The sequence below is a fragment of the Kribbella shirazensis genome, assembly GCF_011761605.1.
In the GTDB taxonomy this organism is placed as follows: Bacteria; Actinomycetota; Actinomycetes; order Propionibacteriales; family Kribbellaceae; genus Kribbella; species Kribbella shirazensis.
Map to the genome: position 1 here is coordinate 955,644 of NZ_JAASRO010000001.1, position 15,308 is coordinate 970,951.

At 68.9% G+C, this 15,308-nt stretch carries 17 protein-coding genes; 10 read left to right on the forward strand and 7 right to left on the reverse strand.

What is annotated here, in order from left to right:
- Positions 1 to 31 precede the first annotated feature (31 nt).
- Both BJY22_RS04640 and BJY22_RS04645 read left to right on the forward strand, forming a co-directional pair.
- The gene (locus BJY22_RS04640; protein ID WP_167203919.1) at positions 32 to 583 is read left to right on the forward strand and encodes a DUF4240 domain-containing protein; all 552 of its coding nucleotides are present in this window, start codon (positions 32 to 34) and stop codon (positions 581 to 583) included.
- A gap of 476 nt (positions 584 to 1,059) precedes the next feature.
- Positions 1,060 to 2,925, forward strand: coding sequence for an HNH endonuclease signature motif containing protein (locus BJY22_RS04645; protein WP_167203920.1), 1,866 nt, complete (start codon positions 1,060 to 1,062; stop codon positions 2,923 to 2,925).
- A 106-nt stretch (positions 2,926 to 3,031) separates the two neighbouring features.
- Here the strand turns inward: BJY22_RS04645 and BJY22_RS40960 are convergent, their stop codons facing one another.
- The gene (locus BJY22_RS40960) at positions 3,032 to 3,685 is read right to left on the reverse strand and encodes a hypothetical protein (protein ID WP_337758180.1); all 654 of its coding nucleotides are present in this window, start codon (positions 3,683 to 3,685) and stop codon (positions 3,032 to 3,034) included.
- Between the two features lie 76 nt (positions 3,686 to 3,761).
- On the opposite strand from BJY22_RS40960, the gene BJY22_RS04655 reads away from it, so the two are divergent.
- The gene (locus BJY22_RS04655; protein ID WP_167203921.1) at positions 3,762 to 4,202 is read left to right on the forward strand and encodes an SMI1/KNR4 family protein; all 441 of its coding nucleotides are present in this window, start codon (positions 3,762 to 3,764) and stop codon (positions 4,200 to 4,202) included.
- On the opposite strand, the gene BJY22_RS04660 is transcribed toward BJY22_RS04655, so the two are convergent.
- Positions 4,199 to 5,422: a DUF6596 domain-containing protein gene (locus BJY22_RS04660; protein WP_167203922.1), complete on the reverse strand. Its 1,224-nt coding sequence runs from the start codon at positions 5,420 to 5,422 to the stop codon at positions 4,199 to 4,201. The genes BJY22_RS04655 and BJY22_RS04660 overlap by 4 nt on opposite strands.
- Positions 5,419 to 5,790, reverse strand: a complete 372-nt coding sequence (locus BJY22_RS04665; RefSeq protein WP_202890993.1) for a YciI family protein — start codon at positions 5,788 to 5,790, stop codon at positions 5,419 to 5,421. Before BJY22_RS04665 ends, BJY22_RS04660 begins: the two co-directional genes overlap by 4 nt.
- Positions 5,791 to 5,951: 161 nt before the next feature.
- On the opposite strand from BJY22_RS04665, the gene BJY22_RS04670 reads away from it, so the two are divergent.
- The 3 genes from BJY22_RS04670 (at position 5,952) to BJY22_RS04680 (ending at position 7,985) form a co-directional block, all read left to right on the forward strand.
- Positions 5,952 to 7,412: an MFS transporter gene (locus tag BJY22_RS04670; RefSeq protein WP_167203923.1), complete on the forward strand. Its 1,461-nt coding sequence runs from the start codon at positions 5,952 to 5,954 to the stop codon at positions 7,410 to 7,412.
- Entirely contained in the window at positions 7,394 to 7,549 is a 156-nt protein-coding gene (locus BJY22_RS04675) for a DUF6131 family protein (protein WP_167203924.1), read from the forward strand. Before BJY22_RS04670 ends, BJY22_RS04675 begins: the two co-directional genes overlap by 19 nt.
- Positions 7,550 to 7,622: 73 nt before the next feature.
- Positions 7,623 to 7,985: a YciI family protein gene (locus BJY22_RS04680; RefSeq protein WP_167203925.1), complete on the forward strand. Its 363-nt coding sequence runs from the start codon at positions 7,623 to 7,625 to the stop codon at positions 7,983 to 7,985.
- Here BJY22_RS04680 and BJY22_RS04685 read toward each other — a convergent pair.
- Together BJY22_RS04685 and BJY22_RS04690 are read right to left on the reverse strand one after the other, a co-directional pair.
- Positions 7,956 to 8,723 carry an enoyl-CoA hydratase/isomerase family protein gene (locus tag BJY22_RS04685; RefSeq protein ID WP_337758184.1) on the reverse strand — a complete coding sequence of 256 codons (768 nt, stop codon included), beginning with the start codon at positions 8,721 to 8,723 and terminating at the stop codon, positions 7,956 to 7,958. The genes BJY22_RS04680 and BJY22_RS04685 overlap by 30 nt on opposite strands.
- A 144-nt stretch (positions 8,724 to 8,867) precedes the next feature.
- A complete protein-coding gene (locus BJY22_RS04690) occupies positions 8,868 to 9,386 on the reverse strand; it encodes an ester cyclase (RefSeq protein ID WP_167203927.1) in 519 nt (172 codons plus the stop codon).
- 55 nt (positions 9,387 to 9,441) lie between these two features.
- Between BJY22_RS04690 and BJY22_RS04695 the strand changes: the two genes are divergently transcribed.
- Positions 9,442 to 10,089, forward strand: coding sequence for a TetR/AcrR family transcriptional regulator (locus tag BJY22_RS04695; RefSeq protein ID WP_167203928.1), 648 nt, complete (start codon positions 9,442 to 9,444; stop codon positions 10,087 to 10,089).
- Positions 10,090 to 10,321: 232 nt separating this feature from the next.
- Complete coding sequence (locus BJY22_RS04700) at positions 10,322 to 11,227, forward strand: VldE C-terminal domain-containing protein (protein ID WP_337758185.1); 906 nt, start codon at positions 10,322 to 10,324, stop codon at positions 11,225 to 11,227.
- A 166-nt stretch (positions 11,228 to 11,393) separates the two neighbouring features.
- Here the strand turns inward: BJY22_RS04700 and BJY22_RS04705 are convergent, their stop codons facing one another.
- Positions 11,394 to 12,695 carry an FAD-binding oxidoreductase gene (locus BJY22_RS04705; protein ID WP_167203930.1) on the reverse strand — a complete coding sequence of 434 codons (1,302 nt, stop codon included), beginning with the start codon at positions 12,693 to 12,695 and terminating at the stop codon, positions 11,394 to 11,396.
- Positions 12,696 to 12,782: 87 nt separating this feature from the next.
- On the opposite strand from BJY22_RS04705, the gene BJY22_RS04710 reads away from it, so the two are divergent.
- On the forward strand, positions 12,783 to 13,568 hold the full coding sequence (locus tag BJY22_RS04710; protein WP_167203931.1) for an aminoglycoside phosphotransferase family protein: 786 nt from the start codon (positions 12,783 to 12,785) through the stop codon (positions 13,566 to 13,568).
- Here BJY22_RS04710 and sigJ read toward each other — a convergent pair.
- Positions 13,516 to 14,394, reverse strand: a complete 879-nt coding sequence (gene sigJ, locus BJY22_RS04715) for an RNA polymerase sigma factor SigJ (RefSeq protein ID WP_167203932.1) — start codon at positions 14,392 to 14,394, stop codon at positions 13,516 to 13,518. The genes BJY22_RS04710 and sigJ overlap by 53 nt on opposite strands.
- 86 nt (positions 14,395 to 14,480) lie before the next feature.
- On the opposite strand from sigJ, the gene BJY22_RS04720 reads away from it, so the two are divergent.
- The gene (locus BJY22_RS04720) at positions 14,481 to 15,266 is read left to right on the forward strand and encodes a glycoside hydrolase family 16 protein (RefSeq protein WP_167203933.1); all 786 of its coding nucleotides are present in this window, start codon (positions 14,481 to 14,483) and stop codon (positions 15,264 to 15,266) included.
- Positions 15,267 to 15,308: the final 42 nt, after the last annotated feature.

Below are 15,308 nucleotides of genomic sequence, written 5' to 3' on the forward strand. Positions count from 1 at the left end.
CTGGACCCGGGGTGGATGAGATGGTTGTCGGGTGGACAGGGATGGGTTCTGGGGTCTGGTCGAGGATGCGCGCGCCTCGGTGGATGACACCGTGGCTGATCCGGACGGGGTTGCGGACGCGTTGACCAAGGTGCTTGGTGCGGCGGAGCCCGAGGAGATCGTGGGGTTCGGGACCGAGCTCGCGCGGTTGCAGGTCGAGTCGTACCGGTGGGACCTGTGGGCTGCGGCGTACCTGATCAACTCCGGCGCCTCGGAGGACGGGTTCGACTCGTTCCGGGGCTGGTTGATCGCCCAGGGTCGGGAGGTCTGGGACGCCGCGCTGGCGGATCCGGACTCGCTCGCCGACGTGGTGGACGAGGACCGGCCGGAGGGGTTCGAGGGGTTCGACGGCGAAGGGATGCTGCACGTCGGCAGTCACGCGTACAAGAACGCGACCGGCGACGAGGCGGCGTACTGGAAGGCGGTCGACGCCGTGGCCCCGGACCTTCCGGACCTGCCGGCCGGAAAGGAGATCGACTTCGACGACGAGGACGATCTCGCGATGCGTCTACCGCGCCTCGCAGCCCTGTACCTCGACGCCTGACACCAGGTGGTCCCTGGGTGTGACGTCCAGGGACGCTGGTCAGTCGCGTGCCCCGTAGTTGCCTCTGATTGCGGAGCTTGTTCCCGTTGGTCTGTGGCCGGTCGGCCGGTAGGGCTTGGCCACGTGCGCCGGTGAGCCGCCGCGGTCGCGTCTTCGCTCTTCGAGTATCGGATCAGGCGACCCTGGTGCTGCCTCCCTGTTGCGGGCCGACACAGCGCCGGCCGCCGTCGGGGATGCCGGCGAACTTGATCACGCCATGGATCGGCGTTCTGGGTGCGGTCGGACTCGTAGCGGGCGCGATGCCTCGCCTGCGTCTCCGATTGTTCCGGGAGGTCGACCGAGTGCGGACAGGGTGGTCACGATTTGCTGTAATCGAACACCTGTTCTATTATCAACACATGACGGTGGCTATGACTGAGCGACGACCCGGCACATCAACGTGCACCCGGGCGTTCAGCGCGCGTCACGGCACCTCCGTGACCGCACAGGCCTCGCTCCGCCTGGTTCCCGACGATGCGCCGCCCGACGATGCCGTGCTGCCGCCGGATGATCTGTATGACCCGGAGGATCCGCATCCGCCGCGGTTCGTCGACGAGGAGGACCTGTACGACGAGCTCCCGCCGATGTCGCGCGTCGATGACCTGGAATGGGAGCTGTGGGCCGGCGTCGAGCAGGACGAGGCCGAACGGGAGATGCTGCGTCTGAACGCCCCCGCCTGGGTGTTCCTGCCGCCCGGCGCGGAACTCGCCGCGGCGCTGGAGCGGTTGCGGCCGCAGTGCGAATCACCGGTCGCGCTGATCGAGGCGATGAAGGCCGCGACCCGGCTGGAAGCCTGGGCCGCATCGATCAAGACCGCCGCGATGGCATCGTTCGTGCGCCAACGCAAAGCCCAAGCCACCGAGATCCCCCGCCCCACCCAGGTGGACGCCTCCGGTCGCCCGATCGACCCCGAACGCTCCTGGTCCGCCGAGATCGGCGCCGCGCTGCACCTGTCCACCGACACCGCCGCGCGCCACATCGACACCGCACTGCACCTGACCGGCCCCCTCACCGCGACCCACACCGCGCTACGCTGCGGCGCCCTGACCTGGTCCAAAGCCCTGGCCATCTCCGAAGCCACCCGGCACCTCCCGCCCGACGCCGCCCAAGCAGTCGAAGCGCACGTCCTGCGCCGCGCCCCCGGCCAGACCCACAAGAACCTGAGTAAGGCGCTGCGCCGCCAGGTCGCCAAGCACACCATCGAGGAAGAGTCCGACCGCCACCGCGCCGCGGTCACCGACCGCACCTGCAAGATCGTGCCGCTGCCCGACGGCATGGCCGGGCTGTGGGTCGTGCACACCGCCGACAAAATCCAGCAAATGTGGGTCGTCGTCCAAGCCATCGCCGACCTCACCAAACGCGGCAACCCCACGGGCCCAAACACCACGCCCAGCACCACGCAAGCCGACCCCCACCCCGGCGACACCACCTCAACCGGCACCGCCGCCGCCAACGCGACCACCGCGACGACCCCTACCGCCGGCGCACAGGCAGCCACCGTCGCTCCCACCCCGCCCCGCACCGACGCCCCACTGCGCACTGACGCCCCGCCCGGCGTGATCGCCAGTGAGCCAGGCCATCAGACCCAGGATCAGCGGACCAAGGACGAACCGATTGCCCAGCAGAACAGAGATAGCCGGACCGCGGAGCAGCGCCGGACCGCGGAGCAGCGGCGTGCCGACGTCATGGCCGACCTGTTCGAACAGATACTGCACAACGGACTCGACTGGCTCGGCCGCCGACTACCCGACCAACACCGCAGACGACCCCACATCGAAATCCTCATCCCAGCCACCACTCTCCTTGGAGTGGACGACGACCCCTGCGAACTCACCGGCTACGGCCCCATCCCCGCCCCCATGGCCCGCCGCATCGCCACCAACGGCACCTGGCGCAGACTCCTCACCGACCCCACCAACGGCACCGTCCTCGAAGCATCCACCACCCGCCACGACCCCGGCGCGGTTGTTTCCGAGACTCTGCTCGCACGGCACCCGGTCTGCGCGTGGCCCGGCTGCAACCGCGCCTCCCGCCACTGCGACCGCGACCACGCCACCCCGTTCGCACAAACCAGACAGACAAGCCTGACCGGTCTGGTGCCGTACTGCGAATACCACCACGTCATAAAGGACACGAAGGCGTGGGGGTGGTCCAGCGCCGCCCACCCCGACGGCTCCGTCACCCTCACCTCTCCCACCGGCCACCGCTACACCACCGTCCCACCCGCCCGCGGACCCATCGCACCAGATCAAGCCGCCATCCAACCCCGAACCCGCCCACCAAACGACCCGCCACCCTTCTAGCCAACGTGCGCACCGGTGGGTCACGTGGTTCCTGGCCGAGGGCGAGGCGGGTCTGCTGGACTCGTCGTCGCGGCCGCGCAGGTGCCCACGCCGAACGCCGCGATCGCTAGGCAGGTTCGCCGCTCAGCCGTTCGATCGCGTTGCGGAGACGGCGGCGCCAGCCGGCGCGGCCGGCTTCCTCGTCGGCGGCTGCGAGGCTGACCAGGTGCTGGGCCGTTTCGAAGCCCTCGGCGGTCTGCGGCTCCACCTCTGTCAGGGCGGCCTGCGGTTCGGGGACCTGGCGGCTGGTCCAGCCGAACCCGTCCGGTACCAGCAGCTCCGGTACCAGCGTTTCGTGGCTGAGCGACGTCAGCTCCTTGTCACCGTTGCCGATGCTGAAGATCGTGGTACCGCGTCGGCGTACGTCGCTGATCCGCTCCAGCAACGTGTCGGCGGGCGCCTCCTCCGCAACGACCAGCAACGACTCGCCGCGACCTGCGTCTCGCAGACGGTCCAGACCGATCGCCAGGTGTGGCGGTGCGTCCGGCGGGGGCGCCCAGCGGACCAGCGACGGCCGCATGTCCTCGATCCCGGCCCGGTGCAGCTCGTCGTCCAGGTGCGCGGTCAGATGCCACGGCTCGTCGTCGACCGGCCCGAACAGCATCAGCCCGCTACGTCTCGTCGTGAACCGCCGCAGCGCATAGCCGAACTCCGTGGTCCGGCTACCCAACTCGGTGCCGCTCAGCATCTCCCGGAGGAGTGACGCCCTGGTGAGATCCACACCCCCAACCTGACACATCCACCAGGCCAGCGCGAGCGGCATACTCGTCGCACGACGACGTGAAAGGACGCTCCGAGTGACGTCACTGACCTACAGGGAGACCTACCCAGCCGTTCCGGCGAGCAGGCTGATGGAGCTGGAGGAGCGGCTGGGCGCCCGGCTTCCTGAGTCCTACCGCGCGTACCTGGCCGCACAGGACGGCGGTGCGCTCGAGGGCTACAACAACCACGGCATCGAGATCATCCTCGGGATCGGAGAGGTCCCCAAGTGGTCGAGCCTGTGGTACCTCCTCGGTCAGGACGGCGACGTGATTCCCGCAGGCTGCATCCCTGTAGGCACGGACGCCGGCGGTGGCCTGTTCCTGCTGGCGGTGACCGCACAGGATCGCGGTTCCGTCTGGTACCAGAGCAGCGAACTGGAAGAGGACGACGAGGGAGTCTCCCACCCAGTGGTCCTCGAGCGGCTGGCGGACTCTTGGGACGAGTTTCTGGCGTCGATCGAGCCTCTCGAGGCCTAGAGGCGGTCGGCCTTTGACTGCAGGTAGGTCCGCTCGGGCACACTCGTCGTACGGCGGGCTGCCAGGAGGTAGCTCTCCCGCGCGGCCGCGGTCTCACCGGCCATTTCGAGCAGGTGGGCGCGGACAGCCTCCAGCCGGTGGTTCATCCGGTCGTCCGACGCGAGTGGCTCGAGTACGGCGAGACCTTCCTTCGGGCCGATCGCCATACCGACCGCTACCGCGTGATTGAGCTTCACCATCGGGTTGTCGACCAGCTGCTCGAGTACGTCGTACAGCGCGACGATCTGCCGCCAGTCCGTGTCCTCAGCACGCTCCGCCGTGTCGTGCACGGCAGCGATCGCCGCCTGTACCTGGTACGGCCCCAGCTGCGTCCGCGACAGCGCATCGCTCACTAGCGCCTCACCCTCGACGATGGCGGCCTTGTCCCACTTCGACCGGTCCTGCTCGGCCAGCGGGATCAGGGTCCCGTCCGCACCGGTCCGCGCCGGCCGCCGCGCGTCGGTCAGCAACATCAACGCCAGCAACCCCGCTACCTCACCATCGTCCGGCAGGAGCCTCCGTACGCCGCGCACCAGCCGGATCGCTTCCGTGGTCAGCTCCGCACTGTGCAACGAAGTACCGGAAGAAGCCGTGTAGCCCTCGTTGAAGATCAGGTAGAGCACATGCAGTACGGCGCCCATCCGCTCGTCCCGGTCCGCCTCCGGCGGCAGCTCGAAGGTACTGCCGGCCTGCTTGATGCTCCGCTTCGCCCGGCTGATCCGCTGCGCCATGGTGGACTCCGGCACCAGGAACGCGGCCGCGATCTGCGCAGTGGTGAGACCACCGACCGCACGCAAGGTCAGCGCGATCTGCGACGCCGGCGACAACGCCGGGTGGCAGCAGAGGAAGAGCAGCGTCAGCGTGTCGTCCCGACCGCCCAGGTCCTCGATGTCCGGGCCTGAGGCAACGAATTCCTCCGGAGCGGCCAACTGTGCCGCGTTCTCCTCACGACGACGCCGGGCCGACTCACTCCGGAGCAGGTCGGTGAGCCGCCGCGACCCGACCCGGATCAGCCAGCCACGCGGGTTGTCCGGGACGCCCTCGGTCGGCCACTGCTGCGCGGCGGCGAGCAGGGCCTCCTGTACTGCTTCCTCGGCCAGGTCGAAGTGACCGTAGTGCCGCACCAGCGCACTGAGGACTTGCGGCGCCTGCTCCCGCAGCAGGAGTTCGAAGTCCTTCACATCTCCAGCCCTGACGTATCCATCACCGGCCGCACCTCCACGGCGACGTACTCCGCGTCCGGCATCCGCGCGGCGTACCCGATCGCCTGGTCGATGTCATCGCACTCCACCAGGTAGAACCCGGCCAGATGCTCCTTGGCCTCCGCGTACGGCCCGTCTGTCGTGGTCGCGGTGTCGTCACGCACCTGCACCGTCCGCGTCGTGATCGGGTCGGCCAGACCGGCTGCACTGACCAGCAGGCCCTGCTCGGTCAGCTCCCGCGTCAGGTTCTCGTGTGCACGAGTCAAGCCGTCACGTTGCTCAGCGGACAGGCCCGCCCAGCTCTCGGCGTTGCTGTAGATCAGCAGCATGTACTTCACAGTCACCATCCTGTCCCCGGCGGAGGCCGCTGTGACCTCCCGTCACCAGGTACGTCGAAACAGATACGCCGCACTTCGACAGTTCCGGAAATGTCGAGTACACCAGGTCGGCACCGACGTCTCCGCCGAGTGACGCTCAACCGGGGTGTCCGCCGTACTGGAGATGGCCGATGGTTTCCGATTCGAAGCGCTGGCTGGCGCTCGCGTTGCTGTGCCTGACCGGGTTCATGATCATCCTCGACGCGTCGATCGTGCTGGTCGCCGTACCGTCGATCGAGCGGGAGCTGACGTTCTCGACCGGAGGCGTGCAGTGGGTGCCGAGCGGGTACGCGCTGATGTTCGGCGGCCTCCTGTTGCTCGGTGGCCGGATCTCCGACCTGCTGGGGCGACGGCGGGTGTTCATGACCGGTCTGCTGTTGTTCGCCGGGTCCTCCCTGCTGTGCGGGTTCGCGTGGAGTGGTGACGCGCTGGTGCTGGCCCGGGGCCTGCAGGGCGCTGCGGCCGCCGTACTCGCACCGAGTGCGTTGTCGATCGTGATGACCACGTTCCCCTCCGGTCCGGATCGCAACAAGGCCCTGGGGATCTGGGGCGCGACCAGTGGTGTCGGCGGTACTGCGGGTTCGCTCATCGGCGGCCCTGTCACGGACGGGCTCGGTTGGCAGTGGATCTTCTTCATCAACGTTCCGGTGTGCGTGCTGGTCCTCGTACTGGCGCCGGTACTGCTGCTGGACAGTCGCGGACCAGTGCGCCGGGGTTTCGACGCGGCCGGCGCAGTCACCGTCACCGCGGCGCTCATCGTCCTCGTGTACGCCGTCATCGAAGCACCGGCGTCGTCCGCAGCGCGGACCACTCTGCTCGCGCTCCTCTCCGCAGTTCTCTTCGGACTGTTCGTACTGGTGGAGAAGCGGTCGGCGGCACCACTGGTACCGCTGCGCATCTTCCGCTCACGTGCACTGGTCGGCGGCAACCTCATCACGATCAGCTGGGGCCTGTCGGCGTTCGGTCTCAACTTCGTGTACACGCAGTACGCACAGCTCGCACTGGGTGCGTCGGCGATTCGCTACGGCCTCATGTGCGCCGTACTCGCAGCAGCTGCGGTCGGCGGGTCCATACTCGGCCAGCACCTCGTCACCCGGGCCGGACCTCGCGTGGTCGCTGCCGTGTCCCTCCTGGTCGCTGGAGTCGGCACGACATTGATGACTCGGCTCACGGCGACTTCGGGGTACTTCGAGTTGGCCTTCTGGGGCCTGACGATCTTCGGTGCAGGACTGGGTGCCGGTACGGTCGCCGGCTCGATCGCGGCCCTCAGCGACGTGAAGGGAGAGGACGCGGGCATCGCCTCCGGACTGCAGAACGCCAGCTTCCAGATCGGCGGGGCAGTGGGTGTCGCCGTGGTCTCGGCAGTCGCCACGGCCAGTACGTCGGGGACCACTCCCGTCGCCCTCACCCACGGGTACCGGACCGGGTTCGCGATCGTGTGGCTGTTCATCCTGATCGGCTTCGCCGGCTGCCTGCTCGTCAAACGTTTGTTGGAGGTTCGGTCCGAAGAGAGTGGGAACCGGGAGCCCGTGGTCGCCACCTCCGCCCGGCGACCCCCAGTGAAGGAGGCTTCATGCTCATCCTCGGACTGATCCTGCTGATCCTCGGGTTCGTGCTGAACATCTCGATCCTGTGGACGATAGGAATCATCCTGCTCCTGGTCGGAGCGGTGTTCTGGATCCTCGGGGCGACCGGCCGCGCGGTCGCCGGACGAAGGTACTGGTACTGATCGGACGAACGAACGGGGACCCCGCGGGCTTGGCCCGCGGGGTCCTGTCGGTCCGCCTCGTTACGGTGTCTGAATGAAGTACGTCGTGATGATTTTCCGGAGTGTCGACCGGGGCTGGACCGCGGAGGACGACGAGGCGCTCGGCCGGCTGCTGCAGCTCGAGCGGGAGCTGGGCGCGTCCGGTGAGCTGATCAGTTCGGAAGGACTGCTTCCGCCGACCGAGGGCCGGATCGTGCAGCTCCGCGACGGCCGGCAGGTGGTCACCGACGGGCCGTTCGGCGAAGCGAAGGAGCAGTTGGCCGGGTTCTTCCTGGTCGACGCCGCCGACGACGCCCGGGCGCAGGCGATCGCCGGTCAGGTCTCGGCCGCGGTCGGCGACCGGGTCGAGCTGCGAGGCACGTTGCTCTCAGCGGGGATGCCAGACGAAATCCGGTGACCGCTTCTGCGTGAAGGCCTCGATACCTTCCGCGAGTTCACCGGAGGCGATCGTCTCGCGATACCGCCGTACCGCGGCCGCGTCGGCGTCGTCACCCGCCAGGAGCGCGTTGACCGACTCCTTGGCCGACCGGATCGTCAGCTGCGACCGCGACACCAGCGTCTCCGCGAACGCCTCGGCCGCCGCCATCGGATCGTCGGCCACCCGATCCACGAGGCCCTTCAGCTCGGCCCGCTCCGCGGTCAGCAGCTCACCGCTGAAGAGCAGGTACTTCGTCGTCGCGGGACCCACCAGGTCGAGCAGGACCTTGATCGCGTCCGGCGGGTAGACGACGCCGATCCGCGCCGGCGTGACGCCGAAGCTCGCATCGCGGGCGGCGAACCGGAAATCGCAGTTCACCGCGATCTCCAGCCCGCCGCCGATGCAATGCCCGCGGACGACGGCGATGGTCGGTTTCGGGAACTCCCGCAGCGCGGCCTGCGCCCGCAGGTTGAACGCCCGCAGCTCGGCCATCGGGTCGGCCGGGTCGGCGCCGGAGATCAGCTCGCGGATGTCGGCGCCGGCCGAGAAGGTCGGGCCTTCACCGGTCACGATCAGCACCTTCACCGCGTCGTCGGCCGCCAGTCCGGCGAGCACCCCGGGCAGCGCCTCCCACATCGCACGGGTCAACGCGTTCCGCTTCGCCACGCGATCGATCACCAGCCGCGCGACCGCTCCACCCTCGACCCGGAATTCCACCCGGGCAGTCAACCGCACATCGCAGCCGATCCGCCGCGCCGTGGATCACACGCCGACCGCCAGGCCATCACAAACTACGGGCCCGAGGCCCTCCAGGCGTGACAGGGCGAAGGACCCGCGATTGTGATGGCCTGGCGATCCGCATCACGCGACCGGGCGCTTGGCGCGGGACTTGGCGCGCGCCATCCGGAACAGGTACGCCGGCGTCGGCGGCACCCAGCCGAGCTGCTTGGCCTGACCGAGGTCGTCACGGTTCGCCCAGTGGTCGACGACCTGGCCGTCCTCGATCCGGAACCAGTGCGACTGCGTGACCGCGAACTCCTTCCGGGTCGGCGGGAACACCGTGTCCACCGCACCGTCGTCGGCATAGGTGACGAACGGCGCGACATGCCGGCCCTTCATCGTCGAGTTCACCGCCACCAAGTTGCCATCGGCAATGACGTGGTGGATCTCGTACGACAGGCCCTCGAACGCGCCGCGCAGCCACTGCGCGGTCGCGTAGTAGGCGGCCGGCCCCCTTCCCCGGCCGTCCGCCGGGCCGACGACGTCCTCCCGGTTGCGCGCGTCCGGGTGGATCACCGCGTCGAAGTCGGACCGTTCCCCGTCGGCCATGATCAGGATGCTGCGGACGGCGATGTCGCCGGCCCGGGTCGTCGTACTCATGGATCCCCCACTAATTAGATACAGTGTGACTGTACTCAAAAGCATCGGATCGGTGATGGCGGAAGTCAAGAGGAACTACGACGCGACCTCGCGGCGCGAGCGGGCGCGGCAACGCCGGCGCGACGTGGTGGTCGCGGCGCAGGAACTGTTCGAGACGGACGGTTTCCAGGCGACCACGATCAGTGCGATCGCCCGCCGGGCAGGCGTCTCGGCGGAGAGCATCTACAAGGGCTTCGGGACGAAGGCGGCGCTCGCGAAGGCGGTCTTCGACTTCGTCATCGCCGGCGACGACGAGCCCGTCCCGCTCGCCGAGCGCCCCGAGATCCAGGCGATCCAGGACGAGCCCGACGTACAGCGGAAACTCCGGCTGTACGTCGACGGCATGATCGAGCGGCAGACGCGGTCGGCGCGTGTGCAGATCCTGATCCGGGACGGGCGGCACAGCGACGACACCCTGCGCGAGACGTGGCAGACCCTGCTCGACGAGCGGCTGACCGGGATGACCATGTTCGCCCGCCACCTCCTCGAGACCGGGGACCTCCGGCCGGGCATCACGCTCGACGAGGTCGCCGACGTGCTCTGGACGTACATTTCGGTCGAGCTGTACGAGCTGCTCGTCCTGCACCGCGGCTGGTCCCCGCGGCGGTACGGCGACCACGTGGCGGCCGCGATCACGACGGCGATCTGTCCACCAAGCGTTTGATCTCGAACCGGTTACATCCGGATAGCGGCCGGATCACGCTCAGGTCGAGCCTATGGATGTTCGTAATGCGTTAAGAGTGCGGGCCGATTCGAACCGGCGCGGCGAAGTGTGCTTGACTCCTCCGGTCGATAACGTTTTGGTCTCGGCAGATTGGGTTCAGAAGGTGGCTGCAGGACGACATAGACAGGCGCGGCACCGGCAGTCGCGTCCGAAGATGATCCAGCCTGGCTTTGTGAAGGTGGCGATCCCCGGCGCGGCAGTGGCCATGGTGGCCACCGGGTCGGCGGCCGCGCTTCCCAGCCAGCAGATCCAGATCGACCCCTCGATCGCCAGCTCGTCCCTGCAGACGGCGCGCGAGACCACGATCAGCCGGGACGCCCTGCGTCCGCCGATCACGACGTCGCCGGCTCCGAGCGCCACGCCGAAGCCGAAGCCGAAGCCGACCCCGACGGCGAGGCACCTCAAGAAGCAGGCGCCGATCCCGAAGCCGACGGCCACGAAGACCCGCGCGACCCAGGAGGTCAACGCGGAACCGCCGAAGATCTCCGGCACGAAGTACACCACCACCGACGTGAACCTGTGGTCCCTGCCACTGACCGGCATCCTGCTGGACGTGCTGCCGAAGGGCACCAAGGTCTCCGTCACCGGCAAGATCGACGGCATCTGGGCCGAGGTCGTCAGCGACGGCAAGTCCCGCTGGGTCAAGGCGCAGTACCTGTCCGCCACCAAGCCGGTCGCGAGCACCTCCGGGACGATCTCGCAGGCGGCCTGCGAGTCCGGCTCCGGCGTCGAGGACGGTCTGACCCAGGACGCGATCCGCGTCCACCGCGCGGTCTGCGCGAAGTTCCCGGACATCACGTCGTACGGCGGTCTGCGGGCCGGCGACTCCGGCTCGGAGCACTCCACCGGGCGCGCGCTCGACATCATGGTCAGCGGGTCGCGGGGCCAGGAGGTCGCGGACTGGCTGAAAGTGAACTACAAGAAGCTCGGTATCAGCGAGCTGATCTGGGCGCAGCAGATCTGGACGGTTCAGCGCAGCGGCGAAGGCTGGCGCGGCATGGAGGATCGCGGCGGTGCGACCGCGAACCACTACGACCACGTGCACGTGTCCGTCTACGGCAACGCCGGCACGGTCTGATCCTTCACACAGCGGCCCGGCCCCTTTCGAGGGACCGGGCCGCTTCGTCATGGGGCCTCCCGTCCTGGACTGAGGAGCGGAGGGAGCGAAGCGACCGGAGCGACGAGGGAAGGACGGGAGTCACAGCCCCATGACGCAGCGCGCCGGAGGCGCGCAATGTGCACCGTCATGGGCGGATGTTCGCGTTCAGGTGGAAGAAGTTCGCCGGGTCGTAGGTCCGCTTCACCTCGCGCAGCCTGCGCAGATCCGCCGGGCTGTACGCCGTATCCGCCCGGCTCGGATCGCCCAGGAAGTTCACGAACGTGCGACCCGACCACGGCAGTGCTGTTCGCAAACCCGCCCCACCACCCAATAGGCCTACGACCTCGCGGTCGATGATCAGCGAGTACGACGCCTCGCGGTGGCCGACCGGCCCGGCGGACGGGCCCGGGTGCGCCATCGCGCCGCCCCAGTGCCGGACCTCGACGGTGGCGTCCTCGAGTTCGGTCACGTGGTCGATCACGTCGTCGGTCAGCGTGTCCAGGAAGTCGAGGTGGCGCGCGGGCGTGCCGCCCATCGCGGCATCGGCGTACTCGATGGTCCTGAGTTCACCGGCGAGGCGCGGGCCGGCGATCTCGAACAGCGGCTTCAGCAGGTGCTCGGCGACGTCGGCAGGACCGGCGTACATCACCTTGATCGCGACGGCGCGCTGCTCGGTGCCGGGGACGCGGGTGAGGACGACCGCAGTGCTCAGCTCGTTGGGGATCGTGGCCGTCCAGTCGCGGTACCGGCGGAGGATCGCGGCTGCGCGGTCGATGCCGTAGTACACGATGCCGGCGTGGACCTCGCGGACCGGGTACAGGCGGAACTCGAGCGAGGTCACGATGCCGAAGTTGCCGGTGCCGCCGCGGATCGCCCAGAACAGGTCCGGGTGGTGCTCGGCGCTAGCGGTGACGACACGGCCGTCGGCGGTGACCACCTCGGCGCGGATCACGCTGTCGGCCGCGAACCCGTACTTGCGGGCCAGCCAACCGACACCGCCGCCGAGCGTGTAGCCGGTGACGCCGACGTCCCGGTGCGAACCGGACAGCGGCGCCAGCCCGAACTGCCGCGCCGCGTCCAGCACCGCGCCCCAGCGAACTCCGGGCGCGACCTTGGCGATGCGGCGCTCCGGGTCGATCAGCACCGAGGTCATCGCGGTCGTCTTGACCAGGATCCCGCCGTCAGCCGGCACACGCGTCCCGTGCCCCGTCGCCTGCACTGCGAGCGGTACGCCGTACTCCCGGGCTGTCCGTACCACTGCCTGTACGTCGGTCCGCGAGTACGCCTCGGCCACCGCCAACGGGCGCGAATCCACCGACGGGATCACCGACCGGCGCTGCTCGTCGTACTCCGGCTCGCCGGGCAGCCGGACGGCGCCGTTGAACCCCGCCCCCAACAGCCCCGCCACCACGTCACTGGCAACCGCCGCAATCGCCTGCGTAGACATCCGATCCCACTCCCTCGCCGTAGCTGCTCCTGCCTGTACGTCGAAGAAGACCGCCGCTTCTAGACACGCCCTGCCAAACTTTTCCCGATGCCACACTCGGTCAAGCTCTCCGGCACCACCCTGACCAAGTCCTACACGTCCTGGCCCCGCAACGAACCGGCCCGCGAATGGGCCGCCCTCACACTGCTCTCGCGAGCCGCGCCGGACCTGGTCCCGACGCCACTCACAGCGTCCACAGACCCCACACCACGGATGACGATGACGGTCGTCCCCGGCCAACCGCTGTCGGGCCGCCTCACCTCCGCCCAGCTCACAGCTCTGGGCAGTGCTCTGGAGACGCTCTGGTCGGTCCCGCCCGCTTCCTTGGCGTCGATCGACCTCGGGATGCTGGTTGACCGCAGCCGCGCGGGGCTGACCGTCCTACGTGACAACCGCGGCGTGATTGCGGAGGCTGCCGCTGCCTGGCTCGCCTGGCTCGACGGCGGGCCGCTGGACCTGATCGCCGTACGGGATCCGGTGGTCGCCCACGGGGATCCGAATCTGGCCAACTACCTCTGGGACGGCGAGCGGGTGCGCATCGTCGACTTCGAGGACGCCGGCCTGGGCGATCGAACCGTCGAGCTCGCCAACCTGGTCGAGCATCTCGCCGGACGCGAGACCGACTGGGACCCGCTGGTACGGCGCTTCTGCCCGGATCCGGACCGCTTCCGCACGGCGCGCTGTCTGTGGGCGGGGTTCTGGCTGACGCTGATCGGGCCGGGCGGGCCGAGCGCACACCGCAATCCGCCGGGAACGGCCGAGGCGCAGGCCCGGCGCGTACTCAGGCTGATCGCGGCAGGACCGCGAGACGATCGAGGTCGGCGAGGATGTTGATCTCGGTGATCCTGCCGTCGACCACCGTGACCTCCATGACGCCCATCAGCCGGCCGTTGACGACCGTGACGGCACCGGGTCGGCCGTTGACACTGCCGAGTTCCGTGTACGGCGCCATGCGGCTGAACATGAGCGCCTGCTCGACCACCGCACGCGCGCCGCGGACCAGCTTGGACACCGCCGGACCGGCGAACTCCGCGCTCGCGCCACCCGCGTCCGCGCGCAGCACCACCTCCGGGTCGAGCAACTCGAGCAGCGCCTCGAAGTCGCCGCCCCGCGACGCCGCCATGAAGGCCTCTACGATCGCCCGTTGCCGGCTGACGTCCGCGTCACTCGTCGGCGCACCCTGGACCCGCCGCCGCGCCCGGCTGGCCAGCTGACGCGTCGCAGCAGGCGACTTGTCCACAATCGCCGCGATCTCGTCGAATCCGACCCCGAACATGTCATGCAGCACGAACGCCAGCCGCTCAGCCGGCGACAGCGTCTCCAGTACGACGAGCAGCGCCAGCCCGATCGCGTCCGCGTGGACCGCCTCGTCCTCCGGCCCCGGTTCGCCGATGACGGGGTCCGGAACATAGGTGTCCAGCGAGTCCTCCCGCCGCGACTTACGGCTGCGCAGCATGTCCAGACACACCCGTGACACGACCGTGGTCAGCCAGCCCGCCAGATTGCCGACGTCACTCACATCGGTCCGGCTCAGCCGCAGCCAAGCCTCCTGTACGGCGTCCTCAGCCTCCGTGAGCGACCCGAGCATCCGGTACGCGACCGCCCGCAGATGCCCCCGGTTCTGCTCGAACTGCCGCGCCAACTGCTCGTGCTCGTCCACAGGTGCCCTTCTGCTCGCCCTCAACCACCCTGACGGATGCGGCCACCATGATGTGACAACGCGCCGGATCGGCCGATCATGGGGTCATGACTCAGTCACGCGGTGACCTGGTGTTCGAGGACGACTTCGACGCTCCGTCGCTGGACCTGTCCGTCTGGTCACCGCACTACCTGCCGCAGTGGAGCTCGCGCGCCGCAAGCGCAGCGACGTACCAGCTGGCTCACTCCTGCCTGACGCTGAGCATCCCGGTCGAGCAGGGCCTCTGGTGCGGTGGCGATCACAAGCCGGACCTGCGGGTCTCCGGCATCCAGTCGGGCAACTACTCGGGCCCAGTGGGCAGTCCGGTCGGCCAGCAGCCGTATCGCGACGGACTGCTCGTCCGTGAAGAGCAGAAGCCGTTCTGGGGCTGGACCCCGAACGGCGGGTACGTCGAGCTGCGCGCCCGGGCCGACATCGGACCGGGGTCCATGGTTTCGCTGTGGATGGTCGGACTCGAGGAGCAGGCGGACCAGTGTGGCGAGATCTGCGTGATGGAGGTGTTCGGCGACGCGATCGTTCCGGGTGAGTCCACTGCGGTCGGCATGGGGCTGAAGACCATCCGGGATCCCGCCGTACCGCAGGACTTCCAGGCAGTCCGTCTGCCGATCGACCTGCGTGATTTCCACACGTACGCGGTCGTGTGGTCCGGTGGCGAGGCGACGTTCTCCGTCGACGGCGCCGTGATCCGCAGCTGCCAGGGCGCTCCGACGTACCCACTGCAGCTCATGCTCGCCGTCTTCGACTTCCCGGAGCAGTCCGACGGTCGCCTGGTCCCCAGCTTCACGGTCGACCACATCCGTGGGTGGGACATTGCGGAGGAGCTGGTGGCCTGACTAAGGTCAGTGGCATGTCTCAGCGCGCAACGATGTGGTGGG